The organism is Chryseobacterium cupriresistens (assembly GCF_046614675.1).
GTDB lineage: Bacteria > Bacteroidota > Bacteroidia > Flavobacteriales > Weeksellaceae > Chryseobacterium > Chryseobacterium cupriresistens.
The window spans coordinates 337839-355790 of sequence record NZ_JBKKJT010000004.1; the positions used below are offsets into that span (position 1 = coordinate 337839).

The window sequence follows — 17952 nt, forward strand, 5'->3', positions numbered from 1 at the left end:
GGTTTGAGGGTAAGAGAGTGGGTGCGAGGTTTCGAGGTTTTGGATACGAGTGGGAGAGTATGAGGATGGGTGCGTTTGAAATTATAAGAGTGTAAATTATTACAGACAGAATGAACAAACTAAACCCTTTATCTATTTTACACTATATCATTCCGCAGGAATCCAAATCGTCATTTTACCCTTCAAGTAAACAATATAAACATTAAACTCTGAACCTTGAACTTTAAACTTTAAACCTTGAACAACATGAAAACATTACATTTTTTAGTGATTGGAAAGAACCAGGAAATTCTGGATACTTTAAAAAGAATTATCGAAAATAATGAGGGCTGGACAGCAGAGATACAAAATGATGAAAATTTCTGCTATGAATACATAAAGGAAAATACGGTGGACATTGTCCTTTTAAGCTCCGGCTTAGAAGATGATTTTGAGAAAGATATAAAAATATTTTGTGCCGGTTTGGATAAGGATGTTAAAGTAATCGATCATTATGGAGGAGGAAGTGGACTTTTAAAGAACGAAGTTTACAGTCTTTTTCCTAATTTGCAGGGGTAAACTCTGCATTATGTTCGAAAACATCATCAAAAATATTACGCGATTTATTTCAATCACTCCCGAAGAAGAAAAAACTTTTACAGACCTGCTTGTCTGTCAGTCGTTTCCTAAAAAAACAGTTTTACTGAGAGAAGGAGAGATTTGCCAGTTTGAAGGGTATATTCATAAAGGATGTGTGAGAATGTATTGTTTGGATGATAATGGTTCCGAAGTAACGTTACTGTTTGCCATCGAAGATTGGTGGATCAGTGATATTGCATCATTTCATGAACAGAAGCCTTCTAAGGTTTTTATCGAAACACTGGAAGACTCGGAAATCTATATGTTGAATACTACAACAAAAGAAAAACTGCTGCAGGAAGTTCCCAAATTTGAAAGAGTTTTCAGAATGCTGGTTCAGAGGAACCTGGCAACCCTGCAAAGCCGACTGGTGAATACCATTTCCAAGACTGCATCCGACAGATACCTTGAATTCATCAAAGTATACCCTTCCATCCCGCAAAGAGTAGCACAATACTACATTGCTTCTTACCTTGGGGTTTCAAAAGAATTTGTAAGCACCATTAGGAAACGTCTTGCTTCAAAGGAGAAATAAATCTTAGTTTTTTATACTTGCAGATTGCAGAGATTTGCATGGGTTTTATAGGTGTGAATATTTCTGTGAAATTATAGTCACCCATTTTATCGGAGATAAAATCCTTGCGCCTTAAAAATATTTAGCTTAAAAAACAACTCGCGTCTTTGCGTTTTCCAATTATTTTTTTGCTTATCATTCCTACAGAGGTTCCTAAGGAATGACACAGTTGAAATAACGGTCTTACCCACACAGTTTGTCATTCCGTAGAATCTAAATAGAGTTATTCTTTAAAATATTATATCAAATTAAATAGTTCCTAAGAGTAAAAAGACTTTTACACTTTCCAAAAAATAACAATCCATTATAGTTATACTGCCGAATACAAAAGTATCCGGCATTTTTTTTTGCTTCAAAGTCATTTATTAAACTAGTTAAATGTGCAGGGTTTCCGGTCTCTCTAAATTTGTCCTATCAAACAGGAACAAATAACAATCTGATATGGACAGAAAAGATTTTTTAAAGAAAGGATTATTGGGAACAGGAATGTTTGTAGCATCAGCTTCTTTGGCAAGCGCTATGAAAAATGATATCGATGAGATCGAACCACTAGAACCGATCGGATACAATCATCTTCCCAATACAGAATCAAAAATAAAAGAAAACTCTGTGATCCACAGAGCTGATACAAGAGGGAAGGCAGATCACGGATGGCTGTTGAGCCAGCACACTTTCAGTTTTGCCAATTATTATAATCCTGAAAGAATGCACTTTGGAGTATTGAGAGTCCTGAATGATGATAAAGTGGAAGCAGGAAGAGGTTTCGGAACCCACCCTCACGACAATATGGAAATCATCAGTATTCCTTTGGAAGGTGATCTTGAACACAAAGACAGCATGGGAAATACAGCGGTGATCAGAAGCGGAGATATTCAGGTCATGAGTGCAGGAACAGGAATTATGCACAGCGAATTCAACAAAAACAGTGATAAACTTGTAAAATTCCTTCAGATCTGGATTTATCCGAAAAAAAGAAATGTGACGCCGAGATATGATCAGATTACATTAGATAAAACCAAAGGTCATAATCAATTTCAACAGATTCTTTCCCCCAATGCAGATGACGAAGGTGTATGGATCCATCAGAACGCATGGTTTCATCTGGGAACTTTTGAGGAGAATAAAGAAACACAGTATCAAATCAGAAAAAAAGGAAACGGAGTCTATGCTTTTATTTTGAAGGGAAGCGCAGAAATAGGCGGTGAGATTATAGAAGAACGAGATGGATTCGGAGTCTGGGATATTCAGGAAATTACGATCAAAACCCTTCAGGAAGGTACAGAAATCCTTTTAATGGACGTACCGATGACACTATAAAAATTAAACAAAAATAACAACTCTTAAATTTTAAATTATTATGAAAAAATTAATCCTATCATTTGCAGCTGGTTTATTATCATTAACTGCATCAGCTCAAAACCCTGGAAAATCATTATTAAATCCTACCAATCACGCCGTAGTACTCATCGACCACGAAGGACAAATGGCTTTTGCAACCAAAAGCATCAGCATGGAAGAGTTAAGAAACAATGTGGCACTGGTAGCAGGTGGATCAAAAATATTCAATGTTCCTACAGTAGTAACGACGGTGGCAGAAAAGTCATTCAGCGGACCTGTTTTCCTGGAAATTTCAGAAGTATATCCGCAAGCAACCAGTGGATATGTAGACAGAACTACCATGAATACATGGGAAGACGTTAATGCCCATAAAGCCATTACAGGAAAAAATAAAAAGAAACTGGTTTTCGCAGGATTATGGACAAGTGTATGTATCGTAGGACCTGTATTATCAGCGATTGACGAAGGTTACGATGTATATGTAGTAACCGATGCTTCTGGGGATATTTCTAAAGAAGCGCACGATCAGTCAATCACCCGTATGGTTCAGGCAGGAGCACATCCTATCACTTCTGTTCAGTATGTATTGGAACTACAGAGAGACTGGGCTAGAAAAGAAACATACAAACCGGTTAATGATCTGATGAAAAAACATGGTGGAGCTTATGGTATAGGAATTCAGTATGCTCAGGAAATGTTAAAACACTAATGGGACTGTTTCGGCAGGCTTTAAGCCTGCCGAAACCTTCAAACTTAAATATTGAAATTATGAAACTACTGAATATACTTACCCTTTCCACAGTTTTGGCAGCAGGAATTCTGAATGCTCAGAAAGCAGACATGATCATTACCAATGGAAAGATTACCACAATGGATGATAAGAATCCTGAAGTACAGGCTGTGGCCATCAAAGACCATAAAATCTTACAGGTAGGAACCAATGCCCAGATTTTAAAATTAAAAAACGGCAATACAAAAGTCATTGATGCTAAAGGAAACAGAGTGATTCCAGGCTTATTTGACAGCCATTTGCATGTAATCAGAGGAGGACGATTTTACAATACCGAACTTCGTTGGGATGGTGTGAAATCATTAAAAAGAGCATTGGAAATGCTGAAAGAACAGGCTCAGAGAACACCGAAGGGACAATGGGTAAGAGTCATTGGAGGCTGGAATGAATATCAGTTTGAAGAAAAAAGACTTCCCACACTGGCTGAAATTAATGAAGCTACGGGAAATGTGCCTACTTTCATCATGTATCTCTATGGAAAAGCCTGGCTGAACAAAGCCGGATTAAAAGAACTGAATATCAATGGAGATACCCCAAACCCTGCTCAAGGTTTAATTGAAAAAGACAATAACGGAGATCCTACAGGATTATTGGTGGCAGAACCCAATGCATTTATTCTTTATTCAACATTGGCGAAACTGCCGGAACTGAAAGAAGAAGAAAAAGTAAATTCTACCCTTCAATACATGACGGAACTGAATAGATTAGGTGTAACTGCAGTAATGGACGCAGGCGGAGGATTCCAGAATTTTCCGGATGACTACGGAACAACGGATCAGCTGAACAAACAAGGGAAAATTACCGTTCGTCTTCCTTACTATTTATTTGCCCAGAAAAAAGGATCTGAGCTTGCCGATTACACCAAATGGATTGGAATGGTAGAAATTGACGACCATGGTCATAATGATTTTAATGAAATCGATTATCATGTCAACGGTGGAGGGGAAAACCTGGTATCAGACGGAGCCGACTTTGAAAACTTTCTTTTCCCAAGACCCGAACTTCCGGCTACCATGGAGAAAAATATGAAAGACGTAGTAAGTCTTCTGGTAAAAAACAAATGGCCTTTCAGAATTCATGCAACCTATAATGAGAGTATAACCAGATTTTTAAATGTCATTGAAGAAGTAAACAAAGAAACTCCTTTGAACGGATTAGTATGGTTTATCGACCACGCAGAAACCGTTACCGAAGATAATATGAAAAGAATCAAAGCGTTGGGCGGAGGAATTGCAGTACAGCACAGAATGGCGTATCAGGGAGAAAGCTTCATCCACAGATATGGTAAAAAACCAGCTTTGGCATCTCCTCCGGTGAAAAAAATGCTGGAAATGGGAATTCCGGTTGGATTAGGAACAGACGGAACAAGAGTCGCAAGTTACAACCCATGGGTAGCTTTATACTGGATCACCACAGGAAAAACAATAGGAGGAACTCAAGTGATGGGTAAAGAAAATACGCTGGACAGAAAAACTGCTTTATCACTTTCTACTTACGGAGGATACGAACTCATTAAAGACTATCAGAAAGGAAAAATACAGAAAGGATACTTTGCAGATCTTACCATTCTGGATAAAGATTATTTCACAGTCAATGATGAAGACATCAAAAACATCACTTCAAAATTGACGATCGTAGACGGAAAAGTCGTATACGGAGATGAAACCTACAAAACAGCAGCTCCGGTACCACTTCCAGTCATCCCCGACTGGTCACCTGTAAAATATTACGGAGGCTATCAGACAAAATAATTTTTTAGCCACAAAAGTTTTTAATTATTCAAATCAATCAACGTTCCAACTGAAGGGGTGAAAATTCCCCTCCTTTGGAGGGGTGTCAAAAATTCAAAGAATTTTTGACGGGGTGGTCAACCCAGCATTAATACAATCACGACAATCAATTTAATTCATAGCTAAAATTTATTCCAATCATGAAAAAGTTAATCCATATCATCACCAATACCAATCCGGGAAGAAAATTAACCGATGCTGCACTTTTAGTCTTCAGAGTTTTCCTTTCCGTAGAATTAATCGTAGCCCACGGATTAAAAAAAATAGGAGTAGGTGTTTCAGAAGCAGAGCAGGTTCCGAACCCGCTGCACCTTCCGGAAGCATTCAACAGTCTTTTTGCTGATGCAGCCAATCTGGTATTTCCGGTATTTGTGATCTTTGGTTTTTTCACAAGAATTGCAGTGCTGCCAATTTTAGCGGTGACGCTTACAGGATACTTTATTCTCCATTGGAATGATGCTTTACTGGTAAAAGACACTCCTTTTATGTACAGCTTGTGTTATCTGTTTTTACTGTTTATGGGAGCTGGAAGATATTCTGTGGATCATTATTTAACAAAGAAATCATCATGAAAAAACTGATTGCCATTGTACTGTTGCTGCAGATTTTTATTCCACTTCAAATTTCTGCCCAGTTCAAGCTGATGAGGTTTGATGAAGATTATGCTTCCTATAAAGACTCTGCAAAAACTTTTTACAACTCCATCAAATACATACCTATTGCAGAAAAAAGCAACCATTATCTTTCATTGGGGGGAGAAGCAAGACTGGAATTTGTAGATTTTAATAATGAAGATTGGGGTAGAATGGATATCGGGAGCAATCCTTTTCTGATTCAAAGATACAGTGTACATGCAGATCTGCATCTGGGCTCACGGGTAAGAATTTTCGGGCAGGTGAGAAGTGCCTGGGAAAACGGAAGGAAAAATGGTCCGAGACCTATTGATGAAGACCATTTGAATATCCAGAATCTCTTCATTGATATTGATATTCTGAAAAATGACAAAGAAAAGTTGACTGTGCGTGCCGGAAGGCAGGAGCTTGATTATGGAAGCGGAAGACTGATCTCGGTAAGAGAAGGTCCGAATTTAAGACTCTATTTTGATGGATTAAAATTGATGTACAAAAGAGGGAATTTCAGATCTGATGCCTTTATGATGGCCGCCAGTGAAATAAGCCCGGGAGCATTTGATAACAAATCTTCAAAATCAATCAACCTTTGGGGAAGTTACAACACATGGATTATTCCCAGAAGCGGAAATCTGGAGCTCTATTATCTGGGGATTCACAGAAAGGATGTACGTTTTGAAGACGGGCTTTCCGATGAAAACAGACATACTTTTGGCGGAAGATTCTGGAAATATGGAGGAGGTTTTATTTACAATTTTGAAGCAGCCTACCAGTTCGGGAACTTTAATAAAGGAAATATCAGCGCGTGGACGGCTTCTGCAGATATCGGATATATGTTTGAAAATGTAAAAGGAAAACCGACCATCAACCTTAGAAACGATTATATTTCAGGAGACAGCAATAAAGGAGACGGAACATTGGGAACATTCAATCCATTGTATCCGAAAGGAGGTTATTTTGGATTTAATCCTCAGATTGGTCCGGTGAATTTAATTGATATTCATCCCTATGCAACTATTGATTTAGGTAAAAAAATAACCGTACAGGCAGACGTAGTTTTCAACTGGAGATACTCTACTCAAGACGGAATTTACAGACCCAGCGGAACACTAAACCTGGCGTCTTCCAACTCAAAAAAGAGATACATCGGAACCGCATTTTTAGGAAGCTTTAATTATAAGATCAATCCATTTTTAACCTTTAATACAGGAATACAGTATTTCAATACCGGAGCTTTCATTAACGATGTAATCGACAACCACAAAGACGGACTCTTCATCAATTCCAGAATTGTATTTAAATTTTAAAAAAACACAGGGAATTTGAAAATTTGAAAATGAGATCATTTGAAAATAAATTAAACAATTATCCCACATCAATGCACCTTTCCATCACAGAAACTACCTTTGAAAAACAAATAAAAATAGCCGGAGCGAAGCGACTCGCGCCTTAACAACATAAACCTTAAAAAAACTTTGCGTCCTTGCGTTATTCCAACAAACAAAAATTAAAACCCGCAACAAAAATAACCCGCAACTCGCATCCCGAACCCCTCAACAAACAACAAAAAATAAATCAAATGAAAAATACACTAAAACACTCACTGGTAATTGCAGCTTTAGCATTATCTACCTTAAACTTTGCACAAACTACAACCACAGCTCCTGCAAAAACAACAGCCATCGGAACTTCCAAAACCTGGGGAACCGTAGACGGAATCTCCATGATAGGATTGGTACAGGGCCCATCGTCTGCTGACGCCCAGCTTCAGGTAGCCTGTGTTTTCGAATATACAGAAGGTGACATCTTCAGTGCTCAGGCATTGCCGGCAAAACTGAACGGATTGGTTCATCTTGATGAAGCTTTAAAAGGAGAACTGACCAACCTTAGAAAAACAGGACAGTTTCAGGGGCATTCTTTGGAAACGATTTTAATTACGCCACCTGCAGGATCGATGTCTGCAAAGAAATTATTATTGATCGGTTTAGGTGACCGTAATAAATTTACTCCTGATTTAATGACTTCCGTAGGCGAAGTGGCAGCCCGTGAAGCCATGAGATTAGGCGTTACCAATTTTGCATTCGCCAGCGATCTGAAAGATGCCGGAATAGATTCACCCACCGCTTTGGTAGCCGGAAATGTAGTAAGAGGAATTGTACATGCCAACCGTTCTGAAAATTACCTTAAAGAACACAAATTATCCACCACAAAAAAATTAGAAAAAGTATACCTTCTGGCTGGTCCTGCCTTCTTTGAAACCGCAGGCGGAGGAATTTCCGATGCCATTTCAGAAGTAAAAAAGAAATAATGAACTAGTTTCATTACATTGTTGATCCGGCCCTCTTTTTTAGAGGGCTTTTTGTATTATGGGAAACCGTATTAATAATAGGTTGGATTTTATTATATTTAAAAAATAAAAACTTATAACTAATCCTCTTTTATATAATTAAGTATGGGTGGGAATTTTGAATTTAATAGAGATAATATTAGACAAGTTGAGCTACTTCTACCTAAGCTTAAATATTCTGTCTTACCAACAGATATCATAAAATGGCTAGAAAACTTTGAAGATGAAGATATTTTTCATGCCCTAGATATTTTAAAGGTTTTTGAATATATACCTTTTAATGAATTTATGAATAGGATAAATAGTTTATTAAGAAAGATTTATAGCGTGATTCCAATTAAAGAAAGAGCTATTATTTTCCCTTATGGAAAAGTAGGTAAAAGTGGAACTTTAGTTACCTATCCACTATCACATACAAATACCTATAAAAAAAGAGAAAAAGAAGCTAAAGCTAAACTTTCTAAAGATAAAAAATATGATCATAATATTATTACTAATGATCTAAAAAATATTCCAAACCCAAATGACTTTCAGCATATTATTTTTTTGGATGACTTTATTGGAAGTGGCAAAACTTTTTTTAAGGCCATTGAAGAAAAAGAAACGCGCGAATGGTTAAACACTTATAAACTTAAAAATTATTTTTTGTTAAGTTCAATTATCATGGAGGAAGGTGAAAAATATATTTTGGAAAATGTTAAATTAAATTTAATTATTAAATCTGAAAAAAGATATAAAGCTTTCCATCCCGAAAATTCCATCTTCAAATTATTTAGAAATAACCAAAAAATTTTAGACATTGTAACGAATTATGGGGATAAAATTATTGTAAATTATAGACCTATTACCAAAACTCCTTTAGGTTATGATGATAGTGAATCTTTAATATCTTTCTTTCATGGAACTCCTAATAACACATTTCCTATTATTTGGGGGGATAATAAATGGCACCCACTTTTTCCTCGAAATGCTGAAAGAAGAATTTCTGAAGCTTCAAAGTTTAAAAGAACAATAAAGTATTATCTTTTATTGTGTGAAAAGTTAGGGATTGATATCATCGAAGGGAAAAAGACAATTGACCGTTTTGAAGATAAACGTAAAGACGAAACTGTTAAAAAAAAAGAGCAAAACCATGCAGTCGTAGCACTCTTATACTTAAAGGATAAAGGATTTGAAAACATTTTTATTTGTCAATTATTAGGATTGACACTTGATGAATTGCACGATGTCTATATTGAAGCAAAAAATAAAGGTTTGATTGGAATTGGATATAAAAAGATTACCAAGAAAGGGTTGGATCTGCTAAAAGGATTAAAAAGTTTATCTCGCAAGTTTAGTATAAGAGAAGAAACTGAAAAAAATTTTTTAATAAAAGAAGAAAATAGTATATATATACCTTATACGTTCATGGGAATGAAATAATTTGTTAGCAATTATCTGCAAAGATTTCTCAGTGCCTTGTATTGAGAATTAATAAAGAGTCTTTATGACAAATAATATGATTGTATACATTTATATTACAGTTGCAATATATCTTTAAAGCTAAAAAGAAAGATCTATAAAAACTCTTATATGAAAACTACATTAAAACTGGTTTTACTTCAATTATATTTCAAAATATGTTTTACGTTTGATATAATTGGAGGTTGAATTATTAAGGAGTAGAATAAAGGAAGGGAAGACAAGATGATTAAATGAATCTAATTTCCCTTATGTATATTAAAATAATTTTAACATTCAAGTAAAGTAGTAACAATGAATACATTCCCAATTGAACGTTTTGAAATAGTAGCAAAAGAAAAAGGTCATTCAGAAGAATATATAAGAGCGTGTGTGGAATATGCTCAAAACCTAATAAAAAAAGATTATCCAGTTCTTTTTACTCTAGAGCATTTAGCTATTGCAATGGGGATTAAATCAGATTTTCTTAGATGGCTTATTGGAGACCTAAAAACCCAAGATATAATATCAAAACCGGTATTTGAACTTAAGCAAAAAAGATATAAGTTATTTTCAATTAAAAAGAGGAGAGGTGGTAAGAGAGAAATAATGGCTCCTGATAAAGACCTTAAGTATATTCAAAAATGGATTATGTTTAATATTCTCGATAAATATCCATTAAAAGATAGTTGCAAGGGTTTTAGACAGAAGATATCAATAAAAGACAATGCTTTAGTACATGAAGGTGCATGCAAAATTTTAAAAGTAGATCTTTTAAAATTTTATGATACCATTACAGAAGAAAGGGTTTATGGTGTATTTAAAAATATGGGGTATCAAGGTAATTTAGCAGTAAGTTTATCAAAACTATGTACTTATAAACATAGTCCTGAATATTGGAATAGCTTTGAACCCACCGAAAAAGAAATTCTGTCTCGTTATATAAAAGAAATGCCGGCTATTTTACCTCAAGGCTGTCCTTCAAGTCCCATGCTTGCAAATATTATTGCTTCTAAAATGGATTTTAGATTTGAAGAATTAGCAAAGAAAATGAATTTTTCTTACTCTAGATATGCTGACGACCTGACTTTTTCAATTAAAGATAACGGAACTTTACCATCAGTATCATTTATAACTAAAATTATTATAGATGAAGGGTTTTATATTAACTATAAAAAAGTGAAGTATATGTTAAAGGGACAAAAACAATATGTCACTGGTTTGACAGTAACTAACGGAGTTCATACCTCAAAAAAATATAGAAAAAGAATAGCTAGACATATCCATTTTTGCCGAAAATTTGGTGTTGATACACATTTAAATAAAATTCGTAAAGATTTTTTAGGATATACAACATTAAATTTTCATGATTGGTTATATGGACACATTTGTTTTATACATTCAATTGATAAAGAGTACAGTGAAAAATTATTAAAAGATTTTAATAAGATAAATTGGTTTATATAATTTGAGAGATACTATCCCAATTTGCAATGTCAAAAAAAATCCCGATTTTTGCACTCCTTCAATAAACCCGAGTTCATGAAATTATGTATTGCCGAGAAACCCAGTGTTGCCAGAGATATCGCCAAAGTATTGGGCGCTACCACGCCTAAACAAGGCTATATGGAAGGAAACGGCTATTGCGTAACATGGACGTTCGGACACCTTTGTACCCTGAAAGAACCACACGACTACGGTCCGCAGTTCAAATCCTGGAACCTTTTTTCACTGCCGATTATTCCCAGCAGTTTTGGAATCAAGCTGATCCCTAATAAAGGTGTTGAAAATCAGTTTAAAGTCATTGAAAAATTAGTTGAAGAATGTGATGAGGTCATTAACTGCGGGGATGCCGGGCAGGAAGGAGAACTGATTCAGCGTTGGGTATTGCAGAAAGCAAAATGCAACAAACCGGTTCAGCGTTTATGGATTTCTTCACTAACGGAAGATGCTATTAAAGAAGGATTTGCCAGTTTAAAACCGGCAGAAGATTATAAAAACCTTTATCTGGCCGGAAATGCCAGAGCCATAGGAGATTGGTTATTGGGAATCAATGCTACGAGACTATTTACGAAAAAATTTGGGGGAAATAAAGCAGTTCTTTCCATTGGAAGAGTACAAACTCCTACATTGGCGATGCTTGTGCAGCGTCAGAAAGAAATCGATGCCTTTACCACGGAAGAATATTGGGAACTGAAAACCAAATACCGTGACGTGATTTTCAATGCGGCCATTGACCGTTTAAAAACATTGGAACGTGCTGAGAAAGGACTGGAATACCTTAAAGTCAATCCATTTGAGATCGTTTCTTTCGAAATTAAAGAAGGAAAAGAAAAAAATCCACGACTTTTCGACCTGACCGGACTTCAGGTGGAAGCCAATAAAAAATACGGTTATTCGGCGGAAAATACGTTGAATTATGTGCAAAGTCTTTATGAAAAGAAGCACGTAACCTATCCGCGTGTTGATACCACCTACTTATCAGACAGTTTATATCCGAAAATTGCAGGAATTCTTCAGAAAATGTATCCTTATCAGGATCTGATTGCTCCGTTGCTGGAAGCTCCGATTCCAAAATCAAAGGTGGTTTTCGACGATACAAAAGTAACCGATCACCATGCGATCATTCCTACGGAAATTCCGCCTTCTCAGAATCTGAGCAGGGAAGAAAAACTGATTTATGATCTGATTGCAAAACGTTTTATAGCCGTATTCTATCCGGAATGTAAAATTTCCAATACTTTGGTAGAAGGAAAAGTAGGAACCATTCCTTTCAAAACCAGTGGAAGACAGGTTCTTGAAGCAGGATGGAGAGCCGTTTACGCCAAAGAGCCTAAAGAAGAAACCACCGATAAGGAAAAAGAAAAAGAGGAAGAACAAACCATCCCTGAATTTACTGTAGGAGAAACCGGGCCCCACGATCCGATGATTCACCAGGGAAAAACAACGCCTCCAAAACCTTATACCGAAGCAACACTGCTGAGAGCGATGGAAACTGCCGGAAAACAGGTTGAAGATGAAGAATTGCGTGAAATGCTGAAAAACAACGGGATCGGAAGACCATCTACCCGTGCCAACATCATCGAAACCCTTTTCAAAAGAAAATACATCGAGAAAAAAAGAAAAAATCTGATCGCTACCCAAACCGGAATCCAGCTGATCGATACCATCGAAGACGAACTGTTAAAAAGCCCGGAACTGACCGGAGAATGGGAATCCAAACTTCGTAAAATTGAAAAAGGAGAGTATGAAGCCAATCTTTTCAAAGAAGAACTGATTCAGATGGTGACAGAACTCACTGAAAAAGTGGTGTACGGAAAAGGAAAAGTAATTACACTCCAGGAAGAAGAAAAAGAAGAAGTCAAGGAGAAGAAAAAAAGAGAACCTGCGCAGAAAAAAGAACTTCAGTCCTGGGAAGAAACGAAATGCCCGAAATGTAAAGAACATAATCTGATCAAAGGAAAAACCGCCGTAGGCTGCTCCGATTTCAAAAACTGCGGTTTTAAAATTACGTTCGAAATCTTCGGCAAGAAACTATCCGATAAACAACTTTTAGATTTGGTATTAAAAGGAAAAACTTCAAAATTAAAAGGCTTCTCTACCCACCCGGAAGCAATCACAGAAGGTGTTTTGACTTTAAGTAATGATTTCCAGGTGCAATTGAGCTAATCAATAGTATACTTAATCTAAATTATCAGCTACCATTTGGAAAGAATAAACTAACTGGAATTATCAGGTGGAGAATACGGGATTCGAACCCGTGATTTTTCAATACCTGATTAAGCGTATCGGTTATTTTATATCGGGATTCCTGCACTTTTCTAGATATCATTCAGCAATAACCATTTTATCGGAGATAAAATCTTAGCGCCTTAAAAATATTTAGTATGGAAAGAACTTGTGTCTTTGCGTTTTCCAACCCATCTAGATTCCTATGGAATGACTAGGTGTACGGATAAACTAAGCGTTGTATTTGTCATTCCACAGGAATCCAATCTTATTCTTTTCTGCACAATCACAAGCCTTATCCTAGATACCAATACTCCAACTGAATATGTAAAAATTCCCATCTTCCCGAGGGTGGCAAAAATTCAAAGAATTTTTGACGGACTGGTTTTACAGTTTCTCGAATAACCTGTCATCATGAAACTTCAACATTCTCCCTTTTCTGTTTGATAAACTGAAAAACAGATCCAACAATAAAAAGCAGAAGAATAACAAGAAGAGTCTGCCCGATGATGGGATCTTTGATATCTTTAGCCAAAGGATGTCCAATCGGAACCCGTGTGAAAGTCTCATTGATAGTAGGAACTAATGAAAGAAAAAAGCTGAATGACAACAGGAAATTCTCAAAATACCGGGCTTTCTTACTTTCTTTTTTATTGGAAAAAAGAAAATAGGCCACAGTGATCAAAACAAGGATAAATAATGAGAACACATGTCCTGCATTAAAACCTCCGTTTTTGGAGATACCTAATGCTGTAAGTGAAGTGACGGCCGTCGCATAAAAATAGACTTTTCCTGACGGCTTAGCCAGATTGATTTTACCATATCTGATAAATCCTATCACTGCGCCAACAAGAGCTGTTACGCCAATAATAGTGTGAAAAATTCCTAAACCTGATAGATTCATATTGATTGTATTTTAAAATTGATACTTATGAGCTGCAGGTATATTACTGTTCCCTGTAACTGACGGTACAAATTTGCGATAGAAATACAGAAATGATTTTGTGATTTAGTTCAAGAATTTGGGATTTTGGTTCAAAAAAGAACTCCTTATCAAAACAGGAAATACATTTATAATCTTTAAAAAGGTACGATTATCATCCTTTCCGTTCCTGGCGGTAATTGGAGGGCGTTATATGAAATTTATCGCTGAAGTTTTTGGTAAAAGTGGTCAGATCGTTGAATCCGCATTCGAACGCGATATCGGTAATGCGTTCATCGGATATTAAAAGTAATTCGGCGGCTTTTTCCAGTTTTTTGTTTCTTATATAATTGGCGGGGGTATCATTGTAAAGTTTTGCAAATTCTCTTTTGAAAGATGATACACTTAAATTGCTTTGCTCAGCAAGCTGTTCGATTGTTAGCTGTGAAAATAAATTCGCTTCAATGATTTGCTTAAAAGAATAAGTGGTGGGAGAGAAAAGCTGTGACAGGATCAGCTGAACGGCCTTAGCATTCTGTGACTGAGCCAACAGCAAAATGATTTCCTTGAGTTTTAGAACCAATATATCTTCATTAACGAGGGAAGGGTTTTCAAAATAAAAAAGCAGCCCTTCTACGTACTTCTGAATCAGAAAGTCATTGTTTATTTTCTCATTGGATTTATTCGAAACGATATCGGAAGGTTTTTGCAGTAATAAAGGCAATTCTCTGTCATAGATTTTTTTCAGGATGTCAGGATAGAACGTAACGATCACAATCTCACAATGATCTTCTGACGCTGAGTTATGAATATGTTTTCCGGAGCTCATACAGTTCAGAAAAAGAGAATAATTTGCAGAAACATCAAACTCCTGTTCCTCTGTTTTGTACTGAAACTCACCTTTAAGCACATACAGAAAACAAGCTTGCTCCGAAACCGGAAAATCATACCTGAAGGACCCTGATATATCAATTTTCTGTATCAGGGTTTTCCCAAATAATTCGTGTTTTTTGTAATCATTCAGCATAATGGAGTACGTGAGTTTTTGAATTCAATAATAGGAAAGTTAAATAAATTTTTTTGTAAATGTAAAGCAATACTATATTTTATCGGAGATAAAATCTTAACGCCTCAAAAACAGATAGTTTGGCGACAATTGGCGACTTTGCGTTTTCCAACCCGTCTATCCAGAGATTCTTACGAAATGACATTATGTACGAATAAACTAAACGTCGTAAATTTCATTCCGAAGAAATCCGGCCTTACACTTTTTTTGACAGGTGGTTTTACCGGAATAACTTCTCATACCAGCCATCCACATCGCTTTTAATCTCCTCATGATGCTTACATAAAATCATAGCCAGCTCCAGCTCAGATCTCTCAGATTGATAAGGATTCTTTCTGAAGAATCCGATCTGGAAGCCCTTTATCAATGCGTTGAAATATGCCGTGAAATGGGAAAAACAAAAGAGGAAGTGATAGATCATATCAAAAAATCATGTTCCACCTTATCATCATATGACCGGAACCTGTAAAATGGGAGTCGACAGCCTTTCTGTAGTAGATCCGAGACTGAAAGTATACGGAATAAAAGGATTAAGGGTAGCTGACGCATCCATCATGCCGGATGTGGTTTCCGGAAATACCAACGCACCTACCATTATGATTGGTGAAAAAGCAGGCGATATGATCAGAGAAGATCATCATATGAAAGCGTCAGGTTCATCCGAAAAGTTATCGTTTGTTGTGTAAGAAGGGTATAAAACCTTGAAAAGAAGCCGTTTCATGTTTATGGAGCGGCTTTTTAATGAAAAATTGAAAGATCATTGAGATCAAAAACTTTATAGCGCTTACCTTTGTTTAAAATAAAATTCATGACACCAGAAAAAAAGAAACTCATTACAGACAGCTTCAGCCGCTCGGAAACCTTGAAATTCTATAAAGCAGAACTGCTGGTAGTAGAAACTGATTTTATATCGATGAAGATCCCTAAGATGGAAATGATGACCCGAAAAGCAGGAATGTTCAATGGCGCAATGATCGCCTCTCTGGTGGATGTTTCTTCAGGATATGCCGCTGTGAGCCACTATCCGGAAGATTGTTATGTAGTGACCGTTGAATTGAAAGTGAACTACCTTCGTCCGGCAATGGGTGATGCTTTGATTTCAAAATCCTATGTCATTAAAGGGGGTGGAAAAATTGTTGTGGTGAGAACGGAAATCTATGTCCAGACCGAAGGTTCTGCTTCTGAAAGTCATGTGGCGACCTCATTAGTTACCATGATGAAAATAAAATAAGAATTTAAAGGGAATAAAAGCTGGAATATTCCTTCAATAAAGGGTTTCAAAGCATTTTTTTTCCGGAATGGAATGGCTTTTGCTCAACAAATCCCATAAACATTAAAAAATATCACAATGAACTTAATTATCCGACTTTTTATTACAGCAATTGTTGCTTATCTTTTAACTAAAATTTTACCGGGAGTGCAGTTTGAAGGATTTTCTTCAGCCATCATCTTTGCGATTGTACTTGGGGTTCTTAACATATTTGTAAAGCCAATTTTAAGTCTGTTTGGCCTTCCGCTGACTATTCTTACCTTAGGATTCTTTGCGCTGGTAATTAATGCCGCAATAGTCCTGATTGCAGACTATTTCATAGACAGTATGGTTGTAGATGGGTTCTGGTGGGCATTTATCTTCAGTATATTATTATCAATCGTAACTTCTCTGGCGAATTCAATGTTCTCAGATGGAGATTAATTAAAATCATAAAGATCAAAAAAGAAATCCGCTCAACGAGCGGATTTCTTTATTTTTTAATGAACTTCAGTAACACGAGGTCTCCTTTCGAATCTTTAAGCTTTAAAAAGTAATTTCCTGAAATAAGCTGACTAATTAAAATTTCTTTCATAAACTGATCTTTTAAAATCACCCTTCCATTCACATCTATAATCTCATATTCGTTGAAGTTCCGGTCAGTATTTACTTTTAAAATATCTGAAACAGGGTTCGGATAAACTTTGATTAAAACGCTTTTATTTTTAGAGACTGATTCATTAGATGCTAAAAATAAACATGAAGGCGGAGTGGTTATTACCCCATCTGTAAAATCATAATACAAAGTACTTCCCATCGGAATCAGATTGGTACTGACGGTAGCAGGAATATTCTCAAATAGAGTACAGTTATTAAAACGGACATTGGCACTTTCAAAATCTCTCGTAGTCTTATACCATGATTCACATCCGGCAGGTTGCATTACAACTCCGGGCCAGAATGTATCGATTGCAAATCCGTCTATAGAATTGGGACTGACCATATCAACCATTACACAGCTTCCTGATGCCCATGTGGAAGGTGCTTTAAAATAAATAGCAGCAGTAGGAATACTTCCTGTGTAATACTTTTTACTGATTACAGGAGACGAACTTCCTTGTCCGTTAACAAGAAATGCCTTGATCTCTTTATTCTGATCAATAGAAATCTGCACATTATTTACGGCAGAGGAAGAACTAATCGTCGGAGTGCTTCCGTCAGTGGTATAATAAATAGTCCCGTTTCCATTAATAGTGACCTGATAAGGATTATAATAATGATTGGGAAAAGGACTCATCGTAAGCTGTGAAAAAAAAAATGAGGACACACAAAGTGAAGAAAAAAGTATAAATTTTTTCATATTAAATGGGTATTAGTTTAGTTTTTTGTAAAACTAATAAAATTTTTGCCATACATAAATCAATTATTTTTCAACTTTAAAAACTTAATGTTAATTCTTT

Annotated in this window: 19 protein-coding genes; 15 read left to right on the forward strand and 4 right to left on the reverse strand. The window is 36.1% G+C overall.

Translation table 11 applies throughout. The features are described 5' to 3' along the window. Nucleotides 1–246 precede the first annotated feature (246 nt). From ACLI50_RS13785 to ACLI50_RS13840, 12 genes are all read left to right on the forward strand, one after another. On the forward strand, nucleotides 247–558 hold the full coding sequence (locus ACLI50_RS13785) for a hypothetical protein (RefSeq protein WP_202839204.1): 312 nt from the start codon (nucleotides 247–249) through the stop codon (nucleotides 556–558). A 10-nt stretch (nucleotides 559–568) separates the two neighbouring features. Beyond that, nucleotides 569–1153 (forward strand): Crp/Fnr family transcriptional regulator, encoded by a 585-nt coding sequence (locus ACLI50_RS13790; protein ID WP_202839206.1) that lies wholly within the window; start codon nucleotides 569–571, stop codon nucleotides 1151–1153. A gap of 480 nt (nucleotides 1154–1633) precedes the next feature. Then, complete coding sequence (locus ACLI50_RS13795; protein ID WP_280210146.1) at nucleotides 1634–2509, forward strand: pirin family protein; 876 nt, start codon at nucleotides 1634–1636, stop codon at nucleotides 2507–2509. A 40-nt stretch (nucleotides 2510–2549) separates the two neighbouring features. Further along, nucleotides 2550–3239 (forward strand): hydrolase, encoded by a 690-nt coding sequence (locus ACLI50_RS13800; protein ID WP_411414029.1) that lies wholly within the window; start codon nucleotides 2550–2552, stop codon nucleotides 3237–3239. Nucleotides 3240–3298: 59 nt separating this feature from the next. After that, a complete protein-coding gene (locus tag ACLI50_RS13805) occupies nucleotides 3299–5071 on the forward strand; it encodes an amidohydrolase (protein WP_411414030.1) in 1773 nt (590 codons plus the stop codon). A 179-nt stretch (nucleotides 5072–5250) separates the two neighbouring features. Beyond that, the gene (locus ACLI50_RS13810; RefSeq protein WP_202839209.1) at nucleotides 5251–5682 is read left to right on the forward strand and encodes a DoxX family protein; all 432 of its coding nucleotides are present in this window, start codon (nucleotides 5251–5253) and stop codon (nucleotides 5680–5682) included. Beyond that, nucleotides 5679–7046: an alginate export family protein gene (locus ACLI50_RS13815; protein ID WP_411414031.1), complete on the forward strand. Its 1368-nt coding sequence runs from the start codon at nucleotides 5679–5681 to the stop codon at nucleotides 7044–7046. The genes ACLI50_RS13810 and ACLI50_RS13815 overlap by 4 nt, the downstream gene beginning before the upstream one ends. A 272-nt stretch (nucleotides 7047–7318) precedes the next feature. Further along, nucleotides 7319–8047 (forward strand): M17 family peptidase N-terminal domain-containing protein, encoded by a 729-nt coding sequence (locus ACLI50_RS13820; protein WP_343639191.1) that lies wholly within the window; start codon nucleotides 7319–7321, stop codon nucleotides 8045–8047. Between the two features lie 144 nt (nucleotides 8048–8191). Further along, on the forward strand, nucleotides 8192–9508 hold the full coding sequence (locus ACLI50_RS13825) for a phosphoribosyltransferase-like protein (RefSeq protein WP_411414032.1): 1317 nt from the start codon (nucleotides 8192–8194) through the stop codon (nucleotides 9506–9508). A gap of 333 nt (nucleotides 9509–9841) precedes the next feature. Next, nucleotides 9842–10993 (forward strand): reverse transcriptase family protein, encoded by a 1152-nt coding sequence (locus ACLI50_RS13830; protein WP_411414033.1) that lies wholly within the window; start codon nucleotides 9842–9844, stop codon nucleotides 10991–10993. A 75-nt stretch (nucleotides 10994–11068) separates the two neighbouring features. Continuing rightward, a complete protein-coding gene (locus tag ACLI50_RS13835) occupies nucleotides 11069–13195 on the forward strand; it encodes a type IA DNA topoisomerase (RefSeq protein ID WP_411414034.1) in 2127 nt (708 codons plus the stop codon). A 270-nt stretch (nucleotides 13196–13465) separates the two neighbouring features. After that, nucleotides 13466–13660, forward strand: coding sequence for a hypothetical protein (locus ACLI50_RS13840; protein WP_343639187.1), 195 nt, complete (start codon nucleotides 13466–13468; stop codon nucleotides 13658–13660). A 7-nt stretch (nucleotides 13661–13667) separates the two neighbouring features. On the opposite strand, the gene ACLI50_RS13845 is transcribed toward ACLI50_RS13840, so the two are convergent. From ACLI50_RS13845 to ACLI50_RS13855, 3 genes are all read right to left on the reverse strand, one after another. Continuing rightward, the gene (locus tag ACLI50_RS13845; protein WP_411414035.1) at nucleotides 13668–14159 is read right to left on the reverse strand and encodes a hypothetical protein; all 492 of its coding nucleotides are present in this window, start codon (nucleotides 14157–14159) and stop codon (nucleotides 13668–13670) included. A gap of 193 nt (nucleotides 14160–14352) precedes the next feature. Next, nucleotides 14353–15204: a helix-turn-helix transcriptional regulator gene (locus tag ACLI50_RS13850; protein WP_411414036.1), complete on the reverse strand. Its 852-nt coding sequence runs from the start codon at nucleotides 15202–15204 to the stop codon at nucleotides 14353–14355. 259 nt (nucleotides 15205–15463) lie between these two features. Further along, nucleotides 15464–15664: a hypothetical protein gene (locus ACLI50_RS13855; protein ID WP_411414037.1), complete on the reverse strand. Its 201-nt coding sequence runs from the start codon at nucleotides 15662–15664 to the stop codon at nucleotides 15464–15466. Between the two features lie 31 nt (nucleotides 15665–15695). Between ACLI50_RS13855 and ACLI50_RS13860 the strand changes: the two genes are divergently transcribed. The 3 genes from ACLI50_RS13860 to ACLI50_RS13870 all read left to right on the forward strand — a co-directional run bounded on the left by ACLI50_RS13860 (nucleotide 15696) and on the right by ACLI50_RS13870 (nucleotide 16936). Further along, on the forward strand, nucleotides 15696–15929 hold the full coding sequence (locus tag ACLI50_RS13860; protein ID WP_411414038.1) for a GMC oxidoreductase: 234 nt from the start codon (nucleotides 15696–15698) through the stop codon (nucleotides 15927–15929). 122 nt (nucleotides 15930–16051) lie between these two features. Further along, nucleotides 16052–16474 carry a PaaI family thioesterase gene (locus ACLI50_RS13865; RefSeq protein ID WP_202839222.1) on the forward strand — a complete coding sequence of 141 codons (423 nt, stop codon included), beginning with the start codon at nucleotides 16052–16054 and terminating at the stop codon, nucleotides 16472–16474. A gap of 117 nt (nucleotides 16475–16591) precedes the next feature. Further along, on the forward strand, nucleotides 16592–16936 hold the full coding sequence (locus tag ACLI50_RS13870) for a phage holin family protein (RefSeq protein ID WP_114821738.1): 345 nt from the start codon (nucleotides 16592–16594) through the stop codon (nucleotides 16934–16936). Between the two features lie 49 nt (nucleotides 16937–16985). Here ACLI50_RS13870 and ACLI50_RS13875 read toward each other — a convergent pair whose 3' ends face one another. After that, nucleotides 16986–17852, reverse strand: coding sequence for a T9SS type A sorting domain-containing protein (locus ACLI50_RS13875; RefSeq protein WP_202839223.1), 867 nt, complete (start codon nucleotides 17850–17852; stop codon nucleotides 16986–16988). Nucleotides 17853–17952: the final 100 nt, after the last annotated feature.

Coding starts and splice junctions, on each gene's coding strand:
- ACLI50_RS13785 (WP_202839204.1), top strand. CDS start 247: ATGAAAACATTACATTTTTTAGTGATTGGAAAGAACCAGGAAATTCTG.
- ACLI50_RS13790 (WP_202839206.1), top strand. CDS start 569: ATGTTCGAAAACATCATCAAAAATATTACGCGATTTATTTCAATCACT.
- ACLI50_RS13795 (WP_280210146.1), top strand. CDS start 1,634: ATGGACAGAAAAGATTTTTTAAAGAAAGGATTATTGGGAACAGGAATG.
- ACLI50_RS13800 (WP_411414029.1), top strand. CDS start 2,550: ATGAAAAAATTAATCCTATCATTTGCAGCTGGTTTATTATCATTAACT.
- ACLI50_RS13805 (WP_411414030.1), top strand. CDS start 3,299: ATGAAACTACTGAATATACTTACCCTTTCCACAGTTTTGGCAGCAGGA.
- ACLI50_RS13810 (WP_202839209.1), top strand. CDS start 5,251: ATGAAAAAGTTAATCCATATCATCACCAATACCAATCCGGGAAGAAAA.
- ACLI50_RS13815 (WP_411414031.1), top strand. CDS start 5,679: ATGAAAAAACTGATTGCCATTGTACTGTTGCTGCAGATTTTTATTCCA.
- ACLI50_RS13820 (WP_343639191.1), top strand. CDS start 7,319: ATGAAAAATACACTAAAACACTCACTGGTAATTGCAGCTTTAGCATTA.
- ACLI50_RS13825 (WP_411414032.1), top strand. CDS start 8,192: ATGGGTGGGAATTTTGAATTTAATAGAGATAATATTAGACAAGTTGAG.
- ACLI50_RS13830 (WP_411414033.1), top strand. CDS start 9,842: ATGAATACATTCCCAATTGAACGTTTTGAAATAGTAGCAAAAGAAAAA.
- ACLI50_RS13835 (WP_411414034.1), top strand. CDS start 11,069: ATGAAATTATGTATTGCCGAGAAACCCAGTGTTGCCAGAGATATCGCC.
- ACLI50_RS13840 (WP_343639187.1), top strand. CDS start 13,466: ATGACTAGGTGTACGGATAAACTAAGCGTTGTATTTGTCATTCCACAG.
- ACLI50_RS13845 (WP_411414035.1), bottom strand. CDS start 14,159: ATGAATCTATCAGGTTTAGGAATTTTTCACACTATTATTGGCGTAACA.
- ACLI50_RS13850 (WP_411414036.1), bottom strand. CDS start 15,204: ATGCTGAATGATTACAAAAAACACGAATTATTTGGGAAAACCCTGATA.
- ACLI50_RS13855 (WP_411414037.1), bottom strand. CDS start 15,664: ATGATCTATCACTTCCTCTTTTGTTTTTCCCATTTCACGGCATATTTC.
- ACLI50_RS13860 (WP_411414038.1), top strand. CDS start 15,696: ATGACCGGAACCTGTAAAATGGGAGTCGACAGCCTTTCTGTAGTAGAT.
- ACLI50_RS13865 (WP_202839222.1), top strand. CDS start 16,052: ATGACACCAGAAAAAAAGAAACTCATTACAGACAGCTTCAGCCGCTCG.
- ACLI50_RS13870 (WP_114821738.1), top strand. CDS start 16,592: ATGAACTTAATTATCCGACTTTTTATTACAGCAATTGTTGCTTATCTT.
- ACLI50_RS13875 (WP_202839223.1), bottom strand. CDS start 17,852: ATGAAAAAATTTATACTTTTTTCTTCACTTTGTGTGTCCTCATTTTTT.